Annotated in this window: 20 protein-coding genes; 6 read left to right on the forward strand and 14 right to left on the reverse strand. The window is 38.5% G+C overall.

Translation table 11 applies throughout. The annotated features are described in order from the left end of the window. Positions 1-35: 35 nt before the first annotated feature. Positions 36-671 carry a GDSL-type esterase/lipase family protein gene (locus ALPR1_RS19500; RefSeq protein WP_008203265.1) on the forward strand — a complete coding sequence of 212 codons (636 nt, stop codon included), beginning with the start codon at positions 36-38 and terminating at the stop codon, positions 669-671. A 277-nt stretch (positions 672-948) separates the two neighbouring features. Beyond that, on the forward strand, positions 949-1,488 hold the full coding sequence (locus ALPR1_RS19505) for a hypothetical protein (RefSeq protein WP_008203266.1): 540 nt from the start codon (positions 949-951) through the stop codon (positions 1,486-1,488). A 277-nt stretch (positions 1,489-1,765) separates the two neighbouring features. On the opposite strand, the gene ALPR1_RS19510 is transcribed toward ALPR1_RS19505, so the two are convergent. After that, a complete protein-coding gene (locus tag ALPR1_RS19510; RefSeq protein ID WP_008203268.1) occupies positions 1,766-2,140 on the reverse strand; it encodes a group I truncated hemoglobin in 375 nt (124 codons plus the stop codon). 126 nt (positions 2,141-2,266) lie between these two features. Further along, positions 2,267-3,358, reverse strand: a complete 1,092-nt coding sequence (locus ALPR1_RS19515) for a nickel-binding protein (protein WP_008203270.1) — start codon at positions 3,356-3,358, stop codon at positions 2,267-2,269. A 1,778-nt stretch (positions 3,359-5,136) separates the two neighbouring features. Here ALPR1_RS19515 and ALPR1_RS20455 point away from each other — a divergent pair. After that, positions 5,137-6,036, forward strand: a complete 900-nt coding sequence (locus ALPR1_RS20455) for a DsrE family protein (RefSeq protein ID WP_008203272.1) — start codon at positions 5,137-5,139, stop codon at positions 6,034-6,036. Positions 6,037-6,122: 86 nt separating this feature from the next. On the opposite strand, the gene ALPR1_RS19530 is transcribed toward ALPR1_RS20455, so the two are convergent. From ALPR1_RS19530 to ALPR1_RS19575, 9 genes are all read right to left on the reverse strand, one after another. Next, complete coding sequence (locus tag ALPR1_RS19530) at positions 6,123-7,685, reverse strand: sulfatase family protein (RefSeq protein ID WP_008203273.1); 1,563 nt, start codon at positions 7,683-7,685, stop codon at positions 6,123-6,125. A 58-nt stretch (positions 7,686-7,743) separates the two neighbouring features. Next, positions 7,744-9,171 (reverse strand): glycoside hydrolase family 76 protein, encoded by a 1,428-nt coding sequence (locus tag ALPR1_RS19535; protein WP_008203274.1) that lies wholly within the window; start codon positions 9,169-9,171, stop codon positions 7,744-7,746. Positions 9,172-9,504: 333 nt separating this feature from the next. Further along, complete coding sequence (gene atpG, locus ALPR1_RS19540) at positions 9,505-10,374, reverse strand: ATP synthase F1 subunit gamma (protein WP_008203275.1); 870 nt, start codon at positions 10,372-10,374, stop codon at positions 9,505-9,507. 66 nt (positions 10,375-10,440) lie between these two features. Continuing rightward, positions 10,441-12,015 (reverse strand): F0F1 ATP synthase subunit alpha, encoded by a 1,575-nt coding sequence (atpA, locus tag ALPR1_RS19545; RefSeq protein WP_008203276.1) that lies wholly within the window; start codon positions 12,013-12,015, stop codon positions 10,441-10,443. A gap of 33 nt (positions 12,016-12,048) precedes the next feature. Further along, a complete protein-coding gene (atpH, locus tag ALPR1_RS19550; protein WP_008203277.1) occupies positions 12,049-12,612 on the reverse strand; it encodes an ATP synthase F1 subunit delta in 564 nt (187 codons plus the stop codon). A gap of 9 nt (positions 12,613-12,621) precedes the next feature. Next, complete coding sequence (locus tag ALPR1_RS19555) at positions 12,622-13,116, reverse strand: F0F1 ATP synthase subunit B (protein ID WP_008203278.1); 495 nt, start codon at positions 13,114-13,116, stop codon at positions 12,622-12,624. A gap of 78 nt (positions 13,117-13,194) precedes the next feature. Then, entirely contained in the window at positions 13,195-13,452 is a 258-nt protein-coding gene (gene atpE, locus ALPR1_RS19560; RefSeq protein ID WP_008203281.1) for an ATP synthase F0 subunit C, read from the reverse strand. 37 nt (positions 13,453-13,489) lie between these two features. Then, positions 13,490-14,515 (reverse strand): F0F1 ATP synthase subunit A, encoded by a 1,026-nt coding sequence (gene atpB / locus ALPR1_RS19565; protein ID WP_008203282.1) that lies wholly within the window; start codon positions 14,513-14,515, stop codon positions 13,490-13,492. A gap of 447 nt (positions 14,516-14,962) precedes the next feature. Then, positions 14,963-15,199 carry an AtpZ/AtpI family protein gene (locus ALPR1_RS19575; RefSeq protein ID WP_008203286.1) on the reverse strand — a complete coding sequence of 79 codons (237 nt, stop codon included), beginning with the start codon at positions 15,197-15,199 and terminating at the stop codon, positions 14,963-14,965. Positions 15,200-15,342: 143 nt separating this feature from the next. Between ALPR1_RS19575 and porW the strand changes: the two genes are divergently transcribed. From porW to uvrC, 3 genes are all read left to right on the forward strand, one after another. Beyond that, positions 15,343-17,967 carry a type IX secretion system periplasmic lipoprotein PorW/SprE gene (gene porW / locus ALPR1_RS19580; RefSeq protein WP_008203288.1) on the forward strand — a complete coding sequence of 875 codons (2,625 nt, stop codon included), beginning with the start codon at positions 15,343-15,345 and terminating at the stop codon, positions 17,965-17,967. A gap of 2 nt (positions 17,968-17,969) precedes the next feature. Beyond that, on the forward strand, positions 17,970-20,276 hold the full coding sequence (locus ALPR1_RS19585) for a penicillin-binding protein 1A (RefSeq protein WP_008203290.1): 2,307 nt from the start codon (positions 17,970-17,972) through the stop codon (positions 20,274-20,276). 64 nt (positions 20,277-20,340) lie between these two features. Next, positions 20,341-22,146, forward strand: a complete 1,806-nt coding sequence (gene uvrC / locus ALPR1_RS19590; RefSeq protein ID WP_008203292.1) for an excinuclease ABC subunit UvrC — start codon at positions 20,341-20,343, stop codon at positions 22,144-22,146. 29 nt (positions 22,147-22,175) lie between these two features. Here the strand turns inward: uvrC and porN are convergent, their stop codons facing one another. Genes porN through porL form a run of 3 tightly spaced genes read right to left on the reverse strand, consistent with a single transcriptional unit; the run spans position 22,176 to position 25,468 of the window. Beyond that, positions 22,176-22,991 carry a type IX secretion system ring subunit PorN/GldN gene (porN, locus tag ALPR1_RS19595; RefSeq protein WP_008203294.1) on the reverse strand — a complete coding sequence of 272 codons (816 nt, stop codon included), beginning with the start codon at positions 22,989-22,991 and terminating at the stop codon, positions 22,176-22,178. 32 nt (positions 22,992-23,023) lie between these two features. Then, on the reverse strand, positions 23,024-24,631 hold the full coding sequence (gene porM, locus ALPR1_RS19600) for a type IX secretion system motor protein PorM/GldM (protein ID WP_008203295.1): 1,608 nt from the start codon (positions 24,629-24,631) through the stop codon (positions 23,024-23,026). Between the two features lie 36 nt (positions 24,632-24,667). Further along, positions 24,668-25,468 carry a type IX secretion system motor protein PorL/GldL gene (porL, locus tag ALPR1_RS19605; protein WP_040303042.1) on the reverse strand — a complete coding sequence of 267 codons (801 nt, stop codon included), beginning with the start codon at positions 25,466-25,468 and terminating at the stop codon, positions 24,668-24,670. Positions 25,469-25,514 lie beyond the last annotated feature (46 nt).

Consider the following 25,514-nt stretch of genomic DNA (forward strand, 5'->3'; position numbering starts at 1 on the left):
ATTGCCTATTTTAAAATTGACAAAAAACTCAAACAATGAAAAAAACCTTTTTACTACTCCTTTTTGCTTTTGTTAGCAGCTACTCTTTTTCACAAACTCCTATCAAGATTGCTTGTGTAGGAAACAGCATCACACAAGGTCCAGGAAGAGATAATCCTGACAGTTGGCCGCTGCAGATGCAGGCAATCCTTGGCGATGCTTACGAAGTGGGCAACTTTGGTGTCAGTGGAAGAACGCTTTTAAGAAAAGGAGATTATCCCTATTGGAACGAACCACAGTTTCAGCAAGTGAAGGATTTCGGTGCAGATATTCTGGTGATCATGCTAGGTACAAATGATTCCAAACCACAAAACTGGCAGTATGCTTCTGAATTCAGACAGGATTACCTGGATATGATCGCCGAGTTTAAGAAAACCATGCCTGCCGATGGCAAAGTCTATGTGGTGATGCCGGTGCCTGTGACAAGAGTAAATTTCGACATTACTCCTGTGGTGATGAACAATGAGCAACGCATGATGATCATCGATATTGCATTAGACTCTGGCTCCGAACTAATCGACCTATACACTCCATTGATGGGTCACGAAGACTTACTTCCAGACGGCGTACATCCCAATACCGAAGGCTTAGGAATTATGGCCAAGGTGATTGCTAGGGCGATTAGGTTGTAAATTTCCGTCATTGCTTCTCCCGATTCTCGGGAGAAGCAATCTCGAAAAGTAGACAACGAATAGTTTTACGTCATTTCGAGCAGCGCGATGCTTGCCTGCAGGAAGGCAGGAAATCTTATGAAATGGAATACAAATACACTCCTATCAATTCGCCCTTCCGCCGTGGCGGTAGCATAGCCTACCTAAAGATCAACAAAGGTGTATATATCCACTCGAATCGGAGGAATATGTTTAATAAAGGTGTATAAATAAACAAGTTAGGTGCAAGCCAAAACAGATGATATTCACCGACAAACATATTGACCAAAGAAAAATTGACAGACTACTTGGTAAACCTATTTCGGTGGACTTTAAAAGACCTGTTGCCATTGGTAGTCCTGGACTTTTTCTTAAGTCGTTTATAGATAAGACTGGTAAGACTGACTCAATAGCGGCCAACTCAAAATGTAACTTTGAAAAAAGAGAAAATGGACTGTTGTTGCATTCAAATATTAATAATCAACGAACACTAATTCCAATTCATAAGGCTGAAATTGTGAAAGTTGAATTGATTCGAGGAACTGAAAACATTGAGCCAATTCCTCTTTTCCCAATGTGGATTTTACTCAAAATGGGAGTTTCCGTTCTTTATGCGAGATATTTTCGAATTTATGTGAGTGAATATTCAATTGACGAAATGAAACTGAAGATTAAAACCACTGACCATGACATGGACTTTATAGCCAATGGATATTTATTCGAGAAACAGTTGGACTTTTTTAAAGAATGTAATCTTGGAAATAAATTAAAAATAAAGCCTGCACCTAACAAAACCTAAGCTTCAGGCGGGCTGACGGCTTGTATCAAGGTTTTTTGCTTATCTGCTATCTTTGGTCACGGCCGACCAGTAAGCGTTTGTAAAATCCGCCCGAAAGCTTAGCCAGCACGTTGACATGCATTCCACACATAAAGAAACTCTACTAATTTCTTGTGAACTAACGAATTGTTTTTGGATAAAAAAAAGATAAAAAACAACCGTAAGACAAAATATCATAAAAAAGGAAAAGGCTTGAAAGTGATTAGCTTTATAATTTTAATTATTTGCATGTAAAGATTTACTTACCTATTATCATGCCTTTTAATGACCATAGAATTTCAAGCACATCTTTTTTTGTTTCGGCATTTTTTCCATGTTTATCAAGTACCTTGAAAATATCATCCATCGTTTCCATATATTCTGCAGCACTTATGTTCATCCCTTTGTGGGTTGTTTCCATATCTCTGCCAGCATAAACCTGCGGCCCACCGCTTCCTGTTGTAAAGAAATTGACTGTATGCGTTTTAATCTTAGCTAAATTTTCTGGCTGCTCTAAATAGGGAGTAAACCGAGCGGAAATTACCGGATTATTCATGTGTGCTTCTACCACATCGTCAACAATTTTCACAATACCTTTTTCTGCACCTAATCGTTCATATAATGACTCTGACATAATTTTTGATTTATTTAATAATTCATACTATAATCAAAAGTATATTTTACCTCAAAGACTTACTAGTACAATTAATTCAAAAGAATGTAAATTTTGACCAATACAGCTTTTTGCTAGAACTAGTTTTTAGGAGTGAAAGTCCGTCATGTACTCTTTTGGAGATATTCCATACATTTTGCGAAAACACTTTGAAAAATATGAGGCGCTGGAAAAGCCGCATAAAAAAGCCGTTTCAGATACAGTGTTTATTCCACTATTTAATTTATCTAATGACTTTTCCAACCTGTACTTGTTGAAGTAAGCGTTTGGCGAAAGACTTAATAAACCCACACTGTTTCTATAAGCTTGAGACCTGCTATATCCGAGGCTGGAAGCAAATGTATCAATTCTCAATTCAGAATTTGAAAAATTCGTCTCAAGAAAACCGAAGAGTTTATTAAAGAAAAGCATCTCAACCGCACTAATCTTGATGATTTGCATTGAAGTGAGATCGTTATCCGATAGTTCATTCTGATACATTTCCAACACCATTGGTGACACTGAAAATCCTCTTCCCATTTCACACAATCTTCTTGAAGTTTGTATAGTATCTTCAAATATAGATTTGTTCCCCTCCACAGGTAGTCCAGCATCCAAACCTAGGCTCATACTAAATTGTGGATATATGTTTCCGAATTTCTCTTGAAGTGCTACCCCACATTGAACAGCCTGTTGTACAGTCGTTAATGAAATGAGCAAATTACAATTATCTTGCCGTACAACTGTTCCTTGGATAGCCTTGACCTCTTCAATGATCTTATGTCTATAATCACTTATGGACGATGCTAAACCTTTGTCCAGTTTATTGTTTAAACGCCCAATTTGTATTCGAACCGATAGTAAAAAACGAAATGCAGATTCGCCAATGACGTTCAATTCTGCACCAGACTCAACATCAGGATCTTCCATTCTTCCAAGAAACGATTCAACAAGATTTGGGTCTACCTCAATAATTGAATGAGACAGCTCACCGTGTGCATGCTTGTGCATTTTGTTAACAGATTCAGCATCAGGAGCTTCAACCAAACAAAATGCGGTTTTTCGTTTATCATCAAACCAATATGTTAATCCACAGCAATTGTATTTATGCTGAACTTTTTGGTCTTCTAAATGTAATCGTGCAACACTTTCAGCAGTTACTTCTTTAGATACATCATGGCGATCCATGAATATTGGCATAGATATTTATTTGAATCAACAATATAAGTATATTAAGTTTGTTATTTGATTCTTCTGAAAAACAGAATAAATTGAAAGAACTACATGCCAACACCGTGTATAACTAATTGCTTGGTCTGTGTTTACTCGGAAAATTATAACTTGGAATTGCAATGGAGCATTAAGAAATAAGTTTGAAACCTTATTGGATTTCAAAGCCGATATTCATGTAATCCAAGAATGTGAAAATCCAGTTGAAACAAAACATGCAAAGTATAAAGAATGGGCCACTAACCATCTTTGAATTGGTGATACTAAAAATAAAGGAATTGGCATTTTTGCAAATATCGATGTAAAAATTGAAAAACTTGATTGGTCAGATCTTTATGAAGACAAAAAAGTAAAGCACTTTTTACCATGTATTGTAAATCATGATTTTGAACTAATAGCGGTCTGGACCCACCGAAATAATTCCCCGACCACTGGGTACATAGGTCAATTGTGGAAATATCTTCAAATCCACAAATCGAAACTCCAAAAAAGTCTAATTATAGGAGATTTCAATAGCAATGTTTTTTGGGACAAAAAGCACCGATGGTGGAATCATTCTGACGTTGTTAGGGAGCTTAGAGAAATCGGGATCGAAAGCCTATATCATAAATATTGGCTCGAAGAACAGGGCAAAGAAACTCGGCCCACACTTTTTCTTCAAAAAAACTTAAAAAAGCCGTATCACATTGATTACGTCTTTGGAAGTAGTGGTTTTCAAAACGGACTTATAAAAATGGAGATTGGAAATATGAATCAATGGCTCGGGATTAGTGACCATTTGCCTATCATTTGTGAATTTGATGAAGAGAAAATAACGCGTGCCAATCGAGTAGCAAACCCATACTAAGCGTAGATTGTATCTACTCTTTTTTTATTTCATGGATTTATAGAAGGGATACTAAAACCTTTGCGGTTAAGAAAGGAATTAATAACTGATCGTGCCTTTGGCACTTTAGCCTATATAATGACCTTTTTACCCAGCATTACGCTTCGCTGATACTGGGTTGATACTAGTCGCACCTTTGGTGCTGAAGCACATTTGCGCCCCTCTCCGAGCGAAGACTAAGTGATTGACTAGGTGTAGACCTCGATAGCAATCGGGTGCAACTACACCTTTTTATATTTTAAATATTTTAAAATTCCAGTGGGTTATAGTCCTGGATTTGTAATGAGTTCAACCCCTTTGGGGTTACGTTTCTGATATTCGTATCGCATATCCACGGGTTTCACCCGTAGTGATTAAGAGGTTTGACCACTGCGTGGTCTTATAGTTGGATTAACACTAATGAAAGGAGATTACTAGTCGCACCTGTTGTGCTGAAGCACATTTGCGCCATTGTGGGCTTTGTGCACTTTGCTGTTAAAAAACACACCTAGGATTTTCATATCTGAATTGCTTCTCCCGATTCTCGGGATCGCAATGACGGTTAAAAACTTTAAAAGTTAGCGCCCGTTATGTCGTCGCAACTTTGCGGGAGGCTTCAACGCTATCTTTTTGAGAAGTAATAAACCTTCGAGGTTCATAAAACCTCAAAGGTTAGTATCATTTCGACTTGGAGTTTCCTATAAATACTCCTCCTTCTACATGCTAATTCAAACTCCTTTGAAAATCTGAGTCCAGTTTGAATAATCCAATACATCTTATATTATTCTAGGTTCAAAATATCATTTTTATTAATTCAATATTAATATTCCAAGAAATTGACTAACTTAATATGGATTACATTTTTACACTTAAATTCTTTATTATGAAAAAATTACTGTTTTCCATTCCATTTTTCCTCTTACTTATTTCTACACCAGCAAAATGCCAATACTTTACTTTTGGGACAGGTTTTAAATGCAGCGTAGATTCCACTTTAGAGGATTCCTATACTAATGCCAAAAAGCAAATTGCTGCGACCTTAGCAGACTTACAAGCAAACGGAGAATTGTATAGCTATGATGTAGATTATCATAAAGACAAATTTGATGATGCGCCTGACTCCACACATTTTATGGTGATGATGTATGCTTTAGAAGAAACTGAATTTAAAACTACCACCAATGCCTGGGAAAAGGAAAATCCTGAAGTGCTGAAGTTTCTCACAGGTGTTTGTCCTTCAAGGTCAGATGAAAAATTTGGAGAAAGAACCAGTTTCCTTCCGATTATCAGACACCCTTATGCCGCAGTTGACAATATTGAACACATAGATGTTATGCCAGACCCAAGCTTGGAATACAATATTGTAATTGATTACACCAGCTTCGTCAAGCCTGAAGGAGTGGAAGGTCACACCCATGAAATTGATCCCAAATCCCTTAATTTTGGATTGGCTGAAATAGGCAGGTTAATGAATCTTCATGCAGGTGCCGGAATCCCAAAAGAGAATATCAATATCGTGGTGGCAGTTCATGGAATGGCTTCTGAATCATTTTTGAATAATGAAGCTTACTTGGAAGAGCATAAAACAGATAACCCCAACATTGCGCTGCTAGAAGAATTAAATGATGCTGGAGTGAAATTTTTGATGTGTGGACAATCTTTAGGATCCACCAAAAAATCAGAGCTTCTTCCATTCGCCAATATCACATTTACAGCACAGACCACGCTAAGTGAATATCAGTCTAAGGGCTATGCACTTAAAGTCATCAAGAATAACGATTAAAATACTATTGCTTTTCGATTGGAGAGTAACTCAATAACTATTGAATTTTAAAAGCTCCAGGTTTCATAAACCTGGAGCTTTCTTATTTATTCAACAAAACCAATTTGCTTCCACTCACCCTCAATTGGGTCATTTTGCTGTGGAGCTCCGGGAGTACTTCTGCCCTCTTTGATGTATTTGCTTAAAAGGGATTTTAGCGAAGCTACTTTCTCAGGGTTTTCGGCTTGGAGGTTGGTAGTCTCGCCAGGATCGGAAGCTAAGTTATATAACTGTACTTCGGGAAGGTCGGCCTCTGCAGGGTCACCTGGTTTAGGAAAACTCCAGCCTCCGGAACCTTTGGCCATGATGAGTTTCCAGTCACCCTGTCTGATTGCAAAGCTACCATTGATAGAATGGGCGACTGTAGCTTCTCGGAATTGATTCACTTGCTTATCCGCATCAAACAACTCCACTAGACTGTAGCTATCTTCTCCTTCATTATCCTTCAATTTGTAATTTGTAATCTCGGCACCAGTTGCCATTACGTCTGTGAGACAAATCGTTTGATCTCTAGATGTGCCAGCTTTTATCTTTGCAGGCCACTTAGCAATAAAAGGAACCCGATGACCTCCTTCGAAAGCGTCAGCCTTATGTCCTCTGTAAATGTAACTAGAGAAATGACCTGCTGCCTGCATCACATCCAAACCAGCAGCCGGAGAGCCACCATTGTCGGAGGTAAAAATAACCAAGGTGTTCTCTTCTATGCCGGCATTTTTGATGGCTGTATTCACCTGACCAATATAATCATCGATCATCATCATAAAGTCACCAAATGGAGCCACACCACTTTTACCTTGCCATTCTTCTGGAGGTAAAATAGGTGTGTGAGGAGAAGGTAAAGCTAGGTATAGGAAAAATGGTTTTTCTTCTTTTGCCTGGTCTGTGATATACTGAATAGATCTTTCGAAAAAATTCGGAGTGACTTCCTCATGCACAAAATCCGGGGAAGTTGGCCCCTCTCTCCACCAAGAATATTTCCCAGAGTTGACTGTAACTGTATCTGGAATGGCTGTAACCTTTCCATTTTCTACATAGACATAAGGCGCCATATCTAGCGAACCTGAATGTCCATAGGCATAATCAAATCCCAGATCATTTGGCGTATGGGTGACAGATTTAGTGAAGTCCAATTGGTCAAAATCCTTTGGATCCCAACCCTCTCCTTTTATCGTGTCTTCCCCTTTCAAAGCCCAATCCCAACCTAAATGCCATTTACCAATGAATGCTGTTTGATAACCGGAATTTTTCATCACATCAGCGATGGTCGTCCGATCATCTTCTATCAAAGCTTTAGATTTTCCAGTCAATACCCCAGACTTCAATTTACTTCTCCAGTTATACCTTCCTGTCAAAAATCCATATCTGGTGGGAGTACAAACTGCCGAAGGGGTATGTGCATCGGTAAACTTCATTCCTTCTGCAGCTAGCTGATCAATATGCGGCGTCGGGATTTTACCATCTGGATTGAAAGCCCTGATATCCCCATATCCCAGATCATCTGCAAGAATCACAATGACATTTGGGAGTTTTTCTTCCGCTGGTTCTTGGTTAGAACAGGAGGAAAAAAAGGAAATTAGCGTCAGACAAATAAATGAATAAAGATTGCGCATGCTAAAAAACAATTTTATTGAAAGCACAATTTAGGGCATTCGCCTAAATTTCCTAGATTTAATTTTCCATTTCATACCGGGATAGTATGGCATATTCAGCTGCAAAGGTAAAATTAAACATCCCTTCGGTAGTATTCTTCGACTTATCCTCATTCCAGCCTTTTAGTAGATCAGTTGGTAAAAATCCATTATACAGGAAATTATCATATCCATAATCCAAATTTTGCTGAAATGAATCGATGTATTTCGCGGCTGGCTTATATGCAGGATAAACATCCACAAAGGCCCGCATTAAAACCCCATTGAACCAATTTCTAAACCCATCTACTTCATAGGAATAGTATCCAGGAACTGATTGATCCAATTTTGTAAAAAACTTAAAACTGGCATCAGCCAATTTCTTCGCATCTTTCAAAAAACGCTTTTCACCGGTAGCTCTGAATAAATCGGCAGCTCCGGAAAGCATAGTACCACTGTTATAGGTAAATTCCGTTCCCACCGCATCCGTACAACTAATACCTACACGGTATATCACTCCATCGATCATTTCAGTTTTAGGTTTATCTGGAGTGCATCCTCCCATCATATCCACATAGACTCCATCTTTCCCTAACAATTCATTTTTTTGCCAATCATATACCTTTTTCGCAAACTCTAAATAGTAATCACTTTTAGGAACCTGAGTGGTCAACCGCGTCTGTTGATCCTCTGGATCAATATAGCGCTTGGTAATCTCATCATCTTTTCCTTGGTAAATTTCATGTAGCCACACTAGCGGACTAACCATAGGGCCATTACTACAGGAATGTTTGGTGACATAGCCCGGTCCCCAGGTGATACCACCTCGTTCCTTTCCATTTTCATCCAAAGTGGTATCCCATCCATCTAAAACATAGGCAGTCAAATACTCTGCTTTTTCTAAGTAGGAAGGATTGTTTGTTATTTTATATGATTCAAGTAACTCCCGAACCAACCACATCTGATCATCATACACATTTTCAATCCCTTCCACTTTGGCTGTTCCTTTGGTATTTCCGCGGTTAACTCCATAAACTGACCATTCCTTTGTTTGGGTATAGGATGTTAAAGTAAATGTGCCAAGATAATAATCAATGTTATCATAAAGCTCTGCCAACAATTCGGAGTATTTAGAATAATTAGCATCATAAAGCTCTTCATTACCATGTTCCTTTTGGACCTGTAAACCATGGAGAATCGCATTTACAGACTCAATAGCAGAGGAATACATCCATACACTTCCAGTCTCCTCAGAACTATTCTTTGTATAAGGGTTATAGAATCTAGCCATCGCCATTTCTTCACCTTTAAAATGGGATGAAACTGCCTCATCAATTAATTCCATGGCTCGTTGGAGATTTTTTTCAGAAAGACTGGGGTCCTTTTTATCGAATTGTAAGCTTGATGCCATTGCTGTATTGACAAGCATCAGTAAAAAAAGACAAGAGCTGGTAACAATAAATTTCATTTTGGGATATCTCTTTTTGAAAAGAATAAACTGAGTTTTTTTAATGGTAAATCACCTTTGTGAGTTTTAAATCACGTAAATAAGCCTGAATTAAGAAATTTATATTTGACCTGTGGTAGGCATTTATGAAGTAGAATTAGAATCCAATTCTAAAATGAGCCCCGCTTTATTTCCTAGCAGACTTTTAGAAAAACTATATTTCAATGCTTGAATTGCTGTCATCCCTAGCTAAAATTGGCTTGCAGGGAGATGTTAGTAAAAGTAGAGACAAAAAAAACCACAACTCTTTCGAGTCGTGGTTCTATAAATAGGTCTATTGTAAAAACGTGTTATTTACCCAAGCGCATTGGCCCCAGCAACAATCTCAAGGATTTCGTTGGTAATGGCCGCTTGACGGGATCTATTGTACATTAATCGAAGTTCTTTAAGCAAATCACCAGCATTATCTGTCGCTTTATCCATTGCTGTCATTCTAGCTCCATGCTCAGATGCATTACTTTCTAAAACAGCTTTGTAAAGTTGGATTTTCAAGGATGTTGGCACCAATTCCTCAATGATATAAGCTCTTGAAGGTTCTAAGATATAGTCAACATCAGCTGCTTTCTCCTCTGCAGTATTTTCTTCCTTAGCCATTGGTAAAAACTGCTCTGTTCTGACGATCTGAGTAGCAACATTTTTGAATTCGTTGTAGACTACATAAACCTGATCGTATTCACCTTCTACAAATGATTTCATCGCAAACTCTGCTGCTTTACGAACATTTTCGAAAGTTAAATCTTGGAATATGGTGAAATAGTCAGAGATGACATTGTGACCAGCTTTCAAGAAATACTCATTAGATTTCTTACCTAATGGTAAAATGGTTATATCCTTACCAACAAATTGATTTTTGATCGCTGCATTTGTTGCCTTAATGATGTTGGTATTAAAGGCACCGCACAATCCCTTATCAGAAGTAACAGGGATAATAAGTACTTTCTTCACCTCACGTTTTTGGGCATAAACAACATCAGCAGAGCCTTCAGACGCTGCAGAGACATTGTTCAGGATATTAGTCAACTTCTGAGAATAAGGACGCATTTGGATAATTTTATCCTGCGCTCTTCTCAGCTTAGCCGCAGACACCATTTTCATTGCTTTGGTAATCTGCTGGGTAGAAACTACCGAGTTAATTCTTTCCTTTACTTCCTTAAGGTTAGCCATCAGTGATTGCTTTGTAAGCTATAGTAATTCCGGCAGGCCAAAGCCTACCGGATTTTGAAGATTAAATTATGCGTATTTTGGAGCTAGCTCCGCAGCTGCTTTCGCAAGGATTTCACCTGCTCCGTTTATGTCGCCTTTTGAGATCAACTCCAATGCTTCTGGGTAAGAAGTATCTAGCAATACATAAAACTCTTTTTCAAATGCTCTTGCCTTACTTACAGGAACTGAATCCATCAATCCTTTAGTAGAAGCATAAATGATCGCTACTTGATGAGCAACAGGAACTGGAGAATATTGAGGCTGCTTCAAGATCTCTTGGTTTCTTCTACCTCTTTCGATAGTTCTCTTAGTAGTTGCATCAAGGTCAGAACCAAACTTAGCAAATGCTTCCAATTCACGGAACTGAGCTTGATCAAGCTTCAATGTACCTGCTACTTTTTTCATGGATTTGATCTGTGCGTTACCACCTACTCTAGATACCGAAATACCCACGTTAATTGCAGGACGGATACCGGAGTTGAAAAGGTTTGTTTCCAAGAAGATCTGTCCATCAGTAATGGAAATCACGTTTGTTGGAATATAAGCAGAAACGTCACCAGCTTGAGTTTCGATAATTGGAAGGGCGGTCAAAGAACCACCACCTTTTACCAAATGCTTGATGGAGTCTGGCAAGTCATTCATTTGAGATGCAATCTCATCTGATTTATTGATTTTCGCCGCTCTCTCTAACAATCTTGAGTGAAGGTAGAAAACGTCACCTGGATATGCTTCACGTCCTGGAGGTCTTCTTAGCAAAAGAGAAACTTCACGATAAGCAACAGCTTGCTTAGAAAGGTCATCATATACTACCAAAGCAGGACGACCTGTATCTCTGAAGAATTCACCGATAGCAGCACCAGTAAATGGAGCAAAGAACTGCATTGGAGCAGGATCAGATGCTGCAGCAGAAACAACTACTGTGTAAGGAAGGGCTCCTCCTTTTTCAAGGGCAGCTACCACGTTTGCAACAGTAGAAGCTTTTTGACCTATGGCTACATAGATACAAAATACTGCTTCACCTCTATCATAAAATTCTTTTTGATTCAAGATAGCATCAATAACCACAGCAGTTTTACCTGTTTGACGGTCACCAATTACTAATTCTCTTTGTCCTCTACCGATTGGGATCATGGCATCGATAGACTTGATACCAGTTTGAAGTGGTTCGGTTACTGGCTGTCTGTAAATTACACCTGGTGCTTTACGCTCCAAAGGCATATCGTACAATTCTCCAGTGATTGGTCCTTTTCCATCAATTGGATTACCCAAAGTATCAACAACACGACCAAGCATTCCTTCACCTACATTGAGGGAAGCAATTTTCTTAGTTCTTTTTACAGTATCTCCTTCTTTGATCTCCTTAGAGTCACCGAAAAGTACCGCTCCAACATTGTCCTCTTCAAGGTTAAGCACCATTGCTTTCAGACCATTGTCGAACTCGATCAATTCACCAGCCTGAGCCTTAGAAAGTCCATAGATACGTGCTACACCGTCCCCTACTTGAAGGACTGTACCCACTTCTTCAAGTTCCGCTTGAGTTCTTGCACCTGAAAGCTGCTCTCTCAAGATCGCTGAAACTTCATCTGGTCTTACTTCTGCCATGATATGATAAGATTATGATTATTGCTTTTTGTTTTAATACTGTTTTTCGTAATGATTCTGGGTAAACTGAGCTTTCAATACTCTCAATTTACTACTCAATGAATCATCAAGTTGTTTGTCATTCACTTTAAGAACAAACCCACCGATAATTTCTGGGTTGATTTTTTCTACAAGCTGCACATCCGTCATTCCTGAAAGCTCCTTCACCACTTCGATAAATTCAGCTCTTTGCTTATCATCGATAGCGAAAGTAGTCGTCACTTCGGCTACTTGGATGGACTCATGAATGTTATATTGCATTTCAAACTCTCTAGCCACATCGACTAGAATTGCTTCACGGTTTTTTCTTGAAATGATCTCGAAAAACTTCAAAGTCATTTCTTGAGTTGTCTTTTCAGGAAAAAGCGCTTTCAAAACATTCAGCTTCTTTTCAGAATTGACAATAGGATTTTTCAGCAAAAGCACCAAGTCAAAATTGCTTTTCGCCATTGATGTTAATTTCTGGAAATCCTTATGAACCTCCTCAAGCTTTCCCTTCTCTAAGGAAAGCTCCATAATAGACTTGGCATATCGGGATGCTACTCTATGGTTTGACATGGAGGCAAATTAGTTTAACTTAAGGTCTTTGATAAATTCGTCAACAAGAGTTTTTTGAGATTTGTCATCAGAAAGATTCTTTCTCAATAATTTCTCTGTTACTTCTAGCGTAAGTGTAGCCACCTGAGTTTTTACGTCTGCCAAAGCAGCTTTCTTTTCAGTTTCAATCACTTCTTTCGCATTTTCAATCATCTGAGCTCCTGTCTTCACAGCCTCTTCTTTGGCTTCTTCGATCATCTTGTTTGATGCATCATGTGCCTTTTTCAGAATCGTATCTCTCTCTGCTCTAGCTTCAGCAAGAAGCTTTTCATTTTCAGCCTTAAGATTGGCCATTTCATTTCTAGCTGTCTCAGCGGCTTTCAATGCATTCTCGATGCTACTTTCTCTCTCTTCTAATGCAGCAAGCATTGGCTTCCATGCAAATTTGATCAAGATGAAAAGCAAGGCCAAAAAGCCCAATAATTGCCATATGATAAGACCGGAACTAGGTGTGATTAAATCCATGGTGGTATATTATTTCAGATTGTTCAATAGTAGAAAGAAAAGGGAATGGCCTAACGCCAAACCCTTTTCAAAATTTGATTAGCTGATGCCCGCAATGTTAAGAGCAATCAACAAACAGATTACCGCTGCGAACAGGGAAACCACCTCGATCAAAGCAGCAATGATCAACATAGCGCCTTGGATCTTTCCAGCAGCCTCAGGCTGACGAGCAATAGATTCCATAGCTTGACCCCCAATACGACCGATACCTAGGCCTGCGCCAATCGCAACAATACCTGCACCGATACCAGCTCCCATTAGAGCGTAACCAGCAGTCAACAAGATAGAAGTTAACATAAGTTTAGATTTATAAATTGAACAAAGAAATTCCTAATTAATGATCGTCATGCGCATGCTCAGCTACCGCAGACCCTATGTACATCGCTGAGAACAGCGTAAATACATAAGCTTGGATAGTTGCCACTAACAATTCGATTATATTGATAAACGTTACCATTAAGGTACTTGCAACCCCTATGGCATAAGATTCAAAGATAAAGGCTAAAGCTATAAAGCCTAGGATTACAATGTGTCCTGCTGTGATCGCCACAAAAAGTCGCACCATCAAAGCAAAAGGTTTTGTAAACAAACCAATAATTTCTACCGGAACGATGATCAACAACATTGGGATCGGAACCCCAGGAGTTGCGAAAACGTGCTTCCAATAATCCTTATTCCCATTAACATTAGTAATAATGAAAGTCAACACCGCCAAAACCATCGTCACGGCAATGTTTCCTGTCATGTTTGCGGCACCAGGCAACAAACCTAGAAGGTTACCAAACCAGATAAACAAAAATAAAGTAATCAGGTAAGGGACAAACTTCTTGTATTTTGGTCCAATAGAGTCTTTTGCAATTTCGTCTCTTACGAAAATCACAATCGGCTCAATGATCGCTGCTGCACCTTTTGGAGCGACAGGTCCATTTTTCTTATAGTGTGACGCTGCTGATAATGCTAGAAATGCCACTACAATCAGCACAATAAACATCATCACGACATTCTTGGTAATAGACAATTCTAAAAAGCTAGCTCCATCTACTCTACCTAAATGATCATGCTCATCGATAAAATATCCTTCATGTGCATACTCTTCTCCAAAACTGTGCGTTTCATGGTTCTGGAAGTCTGTAGAAGAAAAAACTTCCAAACCTCTGTCGCCAGAATATACGATTACAGGTAGGGGTAAAGTCACGTGAGTATGACCAAAAGTAGCGAAATGCCACTCGTGAGAGTCTTTCACGTGATGCATGATAAAGCCTGTTTTGTCTTCATCTGATTCTCTAGCTATGGTAGGACTGGAGATAGACAACATAAATGCTGTCATTAATAGACTTAAAACCAATAATTTACGCGTCATCAACTCTTGTTTTTGAGGGGGCTACTTCGAAATCGGGCGCAAATTAGCTAGAAAGGCGTAGATATCAAAAACTAAGTAGAATAAAAAAATCACAAAGAAATCAGCTATAAACAAAATTATATTCTCCATACCTGGCCAAACCTCTATCCCAATGAACACTAAAGAGGCAATAAATCTTAATATCATTGCCAAAACCATGATATTAAAGAAATTTTCTGAAAATGATTTCAGCAGAAACCCGTTCAGCAAATGGATCAAATAAGAGACTGCAAAGAGAAAGAAAAATATTTGCCAGATTTTCTCATGTACTACTTGGGGTAAAACATAACTAAGAACTAGAATCAACAAAGCTATAGTTGCCGAAAGTAGAACAAACTTGATATGGATGTTTTTCAATAATTGCATGAATCCCTTTTTTGCAAAATTAGCCCTTTTTCTAAAATCCCACTACCTATCTTGTTTCATGCTTTGCCAAAGTTGATAAAACGCAATCATTATGGAAATAAAGCAGAAAAGTAAGAGCCAAACAGGAAACTTCATATTACTTTGCTGCTGTATCCACCAACCTAAATAGGTGCCTCCCCCGATGACAGCAAACATCTGAAAGGATAAACCTAAATACTTAACATAAACAGGTGTTCCTTTTGACTTGCTTTTTTCTAATTTGGACCTGTCTTTTTCCATTTATTTAAGGGTTAACTTAAATTAACTAATTATCATTGGGCTTATTGACTCAAAAATGCCGCCTAAAAAATATTTGAAAGGCAACATCGTTCGCTAAGTAAGGCAAAAAACCTATTTTGGTACTTCAATTGGAGATTTAATCCATGAACAAATTTTCAAGTTTCGTATTCATCTTTTTTATTTTAATAAGTGCTTGCTCATCAGAGCGGGACACTTTTACTAATCGTACGTTTCATAATTTAACTTCTCATTACAATGCCTACTATTTAGCGGATCTTAAAATATCGAATGTAGAAGATATGGTAAGGGCCGATTACAAGGAAGATTATACACAGGTCCTTCCAGTTTTTATTCCGATTGACTCAGCGACCATTCAAGCGGGTGTAGACACACTTCAATCTGCAAGAGAGTTAGCTTCAAAAGCTGTAGAATGGCATCGTATAAGCAAGTGGGTTGATGACAGTTACTATTTGCTTGGCAAGATCGATTACTTGCAGGCTCATTTTGATGATGCTCAAAACACATTTAAATACGTTAATGTCAATAGTAAAGACAAAGATTTAAGGCATCAAACACTCATTAGCTTACTGCGTCTATATGTTGACCAGAGGGAATATGAAAACGCTAATTTCACTATAGACTACCTTTCGAAAGAGTCTGGGATCAACGAGGAAAACAGGTTTGAACTGTACAAAACATTAGCCTATTACTATGAGACTAGGGGAGATAAAAACGGAGTCATTGGAGCATTGGTAAAGGCTTTGGAATATGTTCAGGATAAAAAAGAGGAATCCCGTATCAACTTTATCCTAGCCCAAAGGTACCAAAGAGAAGGACTAGACGCCTTGGCACATGACTTTTATATGGAGGCGCTCGATGGAAATCCACCTTATGAACGTAGCTTCTTTGCGCAGCTTTACGCACAGCAAGTGGCAGAATTAAATGCCTCCAAGGATTTAAAGAAAGTTCGGAAGTATTACCAAGACCTCTATGAGGATCCCAAAAACAATGATTTGAAGGATGTGGTAGTTTATGAAATGGCACTGTTTGAAGAAAAGCAGGGTGATATTGAAAAAACCATCGACCTTCTACACCAAGCTGCAAAAGAACCAGGAAGTAACCCAAGACAGAAAGGATACATATATCAAAAGCTGGCTTCTATTAATTTAGATAAGTTCAAAGATTATAGAGCTACAAAATATTACTTGGATAGTGCGCTAACCTATATTAAAGAAACAGACCCAGTCGCAAATCAAATTCAGGAACAAAAGGAAACATTGGATCAATTTGTATTTCATGTGGAAAGAATCCAATCCAATGACAGTTTGATTAGTCTTTCAAGTCTAAGTGTTGAAGAACAAACTACTATTGCTGAAAACTTTATTGCAAAAGAAGAAGAAAGGCTCTTAGCTGAAGCCGCAGCCAAGGAGCAACCAAAGAGCACTAGCATTTTTGACAATCTGCTGGCCTTTAGTGACCGAGGTTCTGGTTCAACGTTCTATTTTGACAATGCCGTTGCGATGCAGCAAGGAACCATTGATTTCTACAGAAATTGGGGAAACCGTGAATTACAAGATAATTGGAGGAGAAGTGCGGCAAGTTTTCAAACTTCTCAACCAAGGGTAGATATCGCAGATCAAACAGACTCCACTTCTGTAGACGAAAGCAGTAATCCATTAAATCAACTTCCCGATGTGGAAAGTCTGCTCGCAGAAATCCCTAGCTCTGAAGAGGAAATTTCGGAATTAAATCATGAGTTGGAAGAATCCTACTTTGCTTTAGGAAAATTGCTCTACTTCGACTTGGAAGAAATTGAGCAAAGCATCGATAACCTAGAAACCTTGGTAAGGCAATATCCAGAATCTTCCAGAAAACCTGAGGCTTATTACCTGCTTTATCTAGCGCAAAAAGATAGAGGAGGAAATTTTCAGCAATATGTCTCTAGATTAAATAATGAATTCCCAGGTTCCCAATACACCTATTCCGTTAATAATCCAGATGCTGCTTCAGGAAACTTGGCTTATTTGGCTTCTTCAAAAAGATATGAATCTGCGTATGAGGCTTACTATGATGGAAATTTTAACAATGCAAGAACTATTATTCAACAAACTCTAGAAGAGTATCCTCTCACAAGGAATACTGAGCGTTTATTGCTATTAGACATCATGGTGACTGGTAAACTAGAGTCGCGTCAGAGCTACCGTGAAAAATTAGAATCATATATTCAAAATTCGAAAGATGAAGAATTGAAAGATTTGGCAAGAAATATGCTATTACCATTAATGTCTAGCGAAGAACTTGCATTACTCAATAAACAAGACAGTACGGCTTTAGATTCTGCATCCACGGCAAACCCTGATTTGGCAGAAAACCAAGGGGATAGTGAAACGACTGAATCACCGTATAAAATTAATAATGAGAGTACTCATATCTTTGTGCTGGTTATGACACCAGAAGAGATGGAGAATGCAGCAGACTTATTGGGAGATTTGGATAGATTTCATGCTGAGTTTTTCCCAAAAGCTAGACTTCGAACAGGTAATATGAAAATGAATAGAGACAACTCGATTTATATCATTTCACCTTTCACCAATGCCGAAAAAGCAAAAGAATATTACCAGCTGTTTGTAGAAGATTTCGAATCTGAAGGATTGACGGATGAAATAAAAATTAATTCATTCGCGATTTCAATAGAAAACTTTACTCAGCTCAATAAAACAAAGAATATCGAGGAATATAGGACTTTCTTTAAGTCGGTTTATCAATAATTATGAGTAAAAAAACTAAAACTGAATCTTCTAGCTGGACCAAAAAACTGGTTAAATTCATATGGCTGGCTTTTATAGCTGGATTTTTTGGTTTCATCCTTTTTGTCTGGATGGTTAGCATCAATTTTCTGGGGCTATTTGGCTCATTGCCGGATTTCAAAGCCTTGGAAAACCCTGAAAGTGAACTTGCCTCTGAACTTTATTCTTCTGACGGGGTACTTCTTGGAACCTATTTTAGAGAAAACAGAAGTCCAGTCACCTATGAAGAGCTATCTCCAAATCTGGTCAATGCACTAATATCTACAGAGGATGTAAGGTTTGAAGACCACTCTGGTATTGACATGATCGCTATGATGCGTGTATTTGTCAAATCAATATTGTTAGGGCAAAACGCAGGTGGTGGATCTACGCTCAGTCAACAAACTGCAAAGAACCTTTTCAAAACTAGAACAGATGCTAGTAATGGCGTTTTAAGTTCTGTCCCTGGGCTACGAATGCTAATCATTAAAACAAAGGAATGGATCGTAGCGACGCAATTGGAAAAAGCTTATACCAAAAATGAGATTTTAACACTCTATCTCAATACATCTGATTTCGGTTCTAATGCATTTGGTATTAAAACGGCTTCCAAAACCTTTTTCAATAAAGCTCCTTCTGAATTAGACGTTCAAGAAGCTGCTGTATTGGTAGGTCTATTTAAGGCTCCTACTTACTATAGTCCGGTTTATAATCCGGATAATTCATTGAGAAGACGAAATACAGTGTTGGCTCAAATGATGAGAAACAACAATTTGACCAGAGCCGAATTTGATTCTTTAAAGACATTACCAATTGAACTTGATTATAGTGTGGCAAACCAAAACAAGGGTTTGGCTACGTATTTTAGAGAGATTGTCAAGGCAGATTTGCTTCGTTGGGCAAAAGACAACTTGAAGTCTGATGGAAGTTCTTATGACCTTTATGGAGATGGATTGAAAGTTTATACCACTATCGATAGTAGAATGCAGCGGTACGCTGAAGAGGCGGTAGAAGATCATATGACCAAATTACAGGCTGCTTTCTATAAGGAAATGGGTGATAGAGCTCCTTGGGTAGACGGTGATAATCGCGTTATTCCAAACTTTATTGAAGATGCCGTGAAAAGGACTGAGGCATACAGGCTTCTCAAAGTCCGTTATGGAAATGATACTGATTCCATCGATGTAAAGTTGAATGAGAAGAAGAAAATGAAGGTTTTCTCTTGGGAGAAAGGTGAAATTGATACACTCATGAGTACCATGGATTCCTTAAGGTATTACAAGAAATTCCTTCAATCAGGCTTTATGAGTATGGACCCCCATACAGGTCAAATTAAAGCCTGGGTTGGTGGTATTGACCATAAATACTTCAAGTTTGATCATGTGCAAAGAGGTAAAAGACAACCTGGATCCACATTCAAACCTTTCGTTTATGCAGCTGCCATAGAAAATGGATATAGCCCATGTTATTCTGTCGTAGATCAGCCGGTGGAAGTTTATATCCCAGGTCAGCCGACATGGAGTCCTGATAATGCGGATGGCAAATTTACTTACGAAAAGATGACTATTCGTAAGGCCATGGCACAATCTGTCAACTCCATCACTGCATATATGATGAAGAAACTCAGCCCAAAAATCGTTGTAGAAACCGCACGTAGATTGGGGGTAACAAGTGATTTACAGGAAGTTCCTTCACTCGCTTTAGGTGTAAATGATGTCAGCATCTATGAGATGGTAGGTGCCTTCGGCACATTTGTCAACAAAGGAGAACATACAACTCCATTTTACATCGATAGGATTGAGGATAAAAATGGAAATGTTATCCAGCAGTTTACCGCTAAAAAGCGTCCTGCCATGAGTGAAGAACACGCTTACCTGATGACATATATGCTTCGAGGAGGCTTTGAAGAGGAGCAAGGAACCAGTCAAGGTGTTCCGTGGTCACTGAGAGAAGGAAATGAATTGGGAGGAAAAACTGGTACAACACAGAATGCCTCTGACGGTTGGTATATGGGAATAAGCAAAGATCTGGTCAGTGGGACCTGGGTAGGTGGAGATGATCGAGCGATTCACTTCAGAAGCTGGATTGCTGGCCAAGGAGGACGTACTGCCAGACCGATCTGGGTTGCCTATATGGAAAAAGTTTATGCGGATGAAAGCCTTGGCTATACCAAAGGGCCATTCCCAAGACCTGAGCGTCCACTTAGCATAGAAATCGATTGTGATGTTTATGAAAAAGAAAGTCAACGCTTTGCAGACTTTGATTACGATGCAAAAAAGAATGATTTCTAAATCAACTCAAGACTAAGATTTAAAAACAGCCTAAAACCAAGGCTGTTTTTTTTACTTTTATACCATGCAGGCATCTTCCTATAAACCAGAAGAACATCTAACACTCCCAGATCAACCTGGGGTTTACCGATATTTTAATGCTGCAAATGAGCTAATCTATGTTGGTAAGGCAAAAAATCTTAAAAAAAGGGTTAGTAGCTATTTCAATAAAATCAGCGGTTTAAATCTAAAGACCAAAAGAATGGTCCGAGAGATCCAGCGAATTGAAATCACGATGGTTAATTCCGAGCTAGATGCCTTACTACTCGAGAATAACCTGATCAAAAAGACGCAGCCGAAATACAATATCCTATTAAGGGATGATAAGACATATCCCTATTTATTACTGACCAAAGAGAATTTCCCCCGGATATTTCAAACTCGGAAATACATCCCGAAAAGAGGAACTTACTTTGGACCATTCGCCAGTGTCAAGGCAATGAATAATGTGTTGGATTTAATCCGCGAACTTTTCACCATTCGAACTTGCAAACTTGACTTGTCCCCTTATAAAATTGCCGAGGAGAAATATAAAGTTTGCCTTGAGTACCATATTGGGAATTGTCAAGGACCCTGTGTGGGGCTTCAAAAAGAGAGCAATTACCTTAAAGACATAGAGCAGGCAAAGCATATCTTAAAAGGGAATTTAGGGGTAGCTAAATCTCATTTCAAACAGGAGATGCAGAAAATGGCAGAAAACCTGGAGTTTGAGAAAGCCCAAAAATTAAAGGATAAACTTATTTTATTAGAGAAGTATCAGGCTAAATCGCTGGTGGCAAGTCCAAACATTGCCAATCTGGATGTCTGTACAATCGTAACGGATGAAAAGAATGCATACGTCAATTACTTGAGAATTAAGAATGGCGCTATGAATGTGTCCAAAAATGTGGAGCTCAAGAAAAAATTGGATGAAACGGATGAGCAATTGCTTTTGACAGCTTTAATCCGATTGCAGGATCAATTTCAAAGTGATGCCAAGGAGGTATTAATCAATATTGATATTGAAGAGCCCATAGAAGGACTAAACCTAACACTTCCCAAAATTGGCGACAAGAAAAAGCTCATCGAGCTATCCTTGAAAAATGCGCTTTATTATAAAAAAGAAAAAGCCTTATTGAAGGGGCTCAACGAAGATAAAAAAGACAGAGTAATCCGTCAGTTACAGCAAGATTTGAGTCTACCGGATATTCCCGACCATATCGAATGTTTTGATAATTCGAATATACAAGGAACCAACCCAGTAGCTAGCATGGTCTGCTTTCTCAACGGAAAACCGGCCGTAAAAGAATACAGGCATTTTCATATCAAGACGGTCGTAGGCGCTAATGATTTCGCCAGTATGAAAGAGGTCGTAGGAAGGCGATATAAGCGACTATTAGAAGAAGATAAGCCATTGCCTAAATTGATTGTCATAGATGGCGGTAAAGGCCAGCTTTCCTCCTCTGTAGAAGCATTAAAAGAATTGGGCATATATGGTAAAATGCCAATTATCGGTATCGCTAAAAGATTAGAAGAAATATATTTCCCAGGAGACTCCTACCCTATTCATATTGATAAAAAATCAGAAAGCTTAAGACTATTACAAAGAATTAGAGATGAGGCGCACCGATTTGCTATAACATTTCACAGGGATGTGCGTAGTAAAAATGCTTTTGGAACCCAACTTACAGATATTGAAGGGATAGGGAAAAACACTGCAGAAAAGTTATTGTCACATTTCAAATCCATAAAAAAGATCAAAGAAGCGAATGAAACGGAGCTTATAGAAGTCATAGGTTCTTCTCGTACCAAAGCTTTGATGGAGTGGATAGAAAAAAATAAAGGGGCTTAAAAGCCCCTTTATTGATCGTAATATATTTTTTACCACTCCCAGAGATTACTCTCATATTCAAGGAGTTTGTATTCAAATGCCAAGGAATTCAAATATGCTTGAACTTCAGGATTCGGATTATCAGGATCTACTAAATCTGCAACCAGAGCATTATCTGGATTGGTAAACTTCCTAACAACAGATTTAAATAACCGAGATTCAAAAGCTTCGTCATAAGTTAAGCTTTTCGAAAGGTTCTTGAAGTTAATCCAACGTGCTTCAGGATGATCTTTGAAATAATTATAGAAATCCTTGTAGCGAATAAAAGCAATTGTTTTTTGGCCAGCATCAGAATTTGTCTCAGATGGCATTACCAATTCTAGGTATTTGATATCAAAAACCATATCCGAGTGATGCTTGTCAAAAACAAAGTCTTCTCTGAAATCAAGGTAATACAATTGCTTCATAAAGATGGAGTCACCTGTAGCATTCAACCAGAAGTTATCCTGAAATTCAGCGATAGAAAGTGGCTCAGTAAATTCTTCATCTGCAAAAACCTCTAAAGCATTTTCATCAACAACGGCCTTGTAGATATAATCAATAATCCCATTTTTCTTAGCATCTCCTGCTCCATAGAGAGACAAATTATACTTCTCTCTTAAATCGATTCTTCTCCAAACACCCACTTGGTACATTTTATCATCCTCACGAATTCTTTTGACAGAGAATACGGTATCCATGTCAAAGGTTCTGTCTCCATATCCCGATGGTGTTACGCTCGTAGGTACTTGAGCTACACTTGCCAATGGTGCAATTAATACTGCAACCAGCAAGGATAAGATCAATTTTGGAAGAAAATTTTTCATAATAATTATATCTTAAGATTCGTTTCCGGATATTATTTCACTCCGATTCGAAGAACTTTATTCAAAGAAGAATTGATTTGATTCCCTCTAAAATTGGTACGGGTTACTTGATTAACCACTACCACAATATCATCTCCAGCTCTAGCACTTTCTAGCAATTGACGCATCGCAAGGCTGTTTCCGTTTGAGATTTGAATGGTTTGTCTTGGAACGTCATTTCTCAACAACCTAACTTCACCACCTGTTACTTCAAACTTCGCATCTCTAGCCATAGTTCTACCAAATGTTGCTTCAGGAACTGCCAAAACTTTCATGCCAGTTAAAGAACCAATCGCCTGTGCTTGTCCGGCATCTATTTCAGAACCGTTAGACAAGGAAGGAACAATAGTTGGATCTGGAACTGGTTTAATATCATACGCTACATCTCCAATTTTATTGCCTCCAGAGCTAACTCCAATAGTTACTTTTCCAGAAGCTCCAGGAACAACTGTAAGTTCACCAGGGGCATTTCCTTTAATAGCTTGTCCATTGCTCACAGCAAAATCAGGAGAATAGGCATTACCTAAAGCTGGTACTTCAATCAACAGTTCGTTTGCACAATCCGCATATAGCTGCTGTACAACTTCCGAAGATACTTTGATTACTGGCTGAGCCACGTAATACTCATATTCTACAGGAAGAATTTGATCCTCTCCACCAACATTTGTTTCAATCTCACCTTGAATCACTCTTCTAGCAAGACCTCTGTCATCATATTCACTCGCTGGAGTTACAGTAAATTCAATTTTACCGAAACCATTTTCAACTGGAACAGATCTACCATCAATTGTCATAGTTGGTGCTGATGCAGAAGAACTTGATGCGATAAACATATCACCTTCAAATTTGGTACCTGCTGCAACCACATTGGAAGTAGCCGCAATCCTTGCCTCAACGATATCTGCCTTGAAATAGAAAGTACCAATCGAACTTGTAATCTGAGACAATGCCTCACTTTCAATATTCAATACTTCGTTTTGCCATTGAGAAATCAAAGCCATAACAGCTCCTACAGGTGATTTCACAAAATTCAGGGCAACGAAGTCTTTATTTTTTACTTCACTATCATTAGCGAAAAGAGGAATCTCAGAAGCATCTTTTGCGATAGCTTGAAACTTCATATCAATTCCAATACCACTTAGTATCTGAGAAATTTGAGTTGGGTAAGAATTTAATCTTTCCTTCATCTCTTCTCCTTTACCTCTATTTGCGAAAATAGTACCTGGTACCTCAGTATTCTTCAAACTAGAACTTTCGAATGTTCCAGATTCATTTCTCGCATTAGATTGTGTGATCAATTGCTGCTTTAAGTCTTCTAAGTAAGCATATACTTCTTTCGATGCATTTCTTACTTCCTCAGCCGCTGCAACTTTCGGAACATCCTTCTCATTATTTCCTTGTTGCTCTACGGTAGACTTGATAGAGCTTACCGTAAACTCATTTTTGGAAATATAGTTTTTGGAGGTCCGCTCCATGCCGTCATTCAGCAATACAAATTTCTGGAGGATCTGATTACTTACTTGGAGGGCCAATAAGGCCGTTAGTACCAAGTACATCATTCCGATCATCCGCTGTCTAGGTGTCTCTTTAGCTCCTGCCATCTTTGTTTTTTTTCTATTCTAGATGTATGAGTATAATTAACCTTTCATAGCGGATAGCATTCCACCATAGATTTTATTCAATGAACTTACGTTTTGATTTAATTTGGCTAATTCATTTTTGAATGCTTCAGTTTCTTTACCTGCTTCAGTAAGCCCCTCCATCGCTGCAGTCATATTAGAATAGAATTTATTCAATGTCTTCACATGGCTGTTAGCATCCTGTAACTCCATCTCATAAACACTATTTAATGCTGAAAGATTTTTGGTTACTGTCTGTACTTGCGTATGGTATTCTTTCGCATCCTGAGAAGCTGAAGACATTTCTGTCAAGGCAGCAGCAGTTTTGCTATAAGAAGCGTTCATATCTACCAAAGTTTTAGCGGCAGACTTCACGTTAGTTGCATATTCGTTTGTAGCAACAGCTGCATCAGATAGGTTACCCATCTTTTCAGCTGAGGTTGCCAAGTTTTTCATTCCTTGACCAAGGCTTTCAATCAATTCAGGACCTACATTTGCTTTAGCAAGCATATCATCCAATTTTTGAGAAACGCTATCTCCAGGGGCAGCACTTGCCACTTTTCTAGCTGTTGGCTCTCCTCCCTCTAATTCAGGATAAACTTTTGCCCAGTCTACTTCCTCATGTCTTGGTTCGAATGCAGAGAGGAAGAAAATTACAGCCTCAGTTGTTAAACCAATTGTAATCATTAAGTTACCTCCTGCCCAATCCAAAATCTTGAACATCGCACCGAGAATAACCACTGACGCACCGATACCATAGATCTTTGGCATGATGCTGCCGTAAAATTTCGACTTAAATGAATTGCTGTTATTAGCCATTTTAAAATTAAATATTAAGGTGTTAGGTTTTTTATATTAATGGATT

Origin of the sequence: Algoriphagus machipongonensis, from assembly GCF_000166275.1 — a bacterium.
GTDB lineage: Bacteria > Bacteroidota > Bacteroidia > Cytophagales > Cyclobacteriaceae > Algoriphagus > Algoriphagus machipongonensis.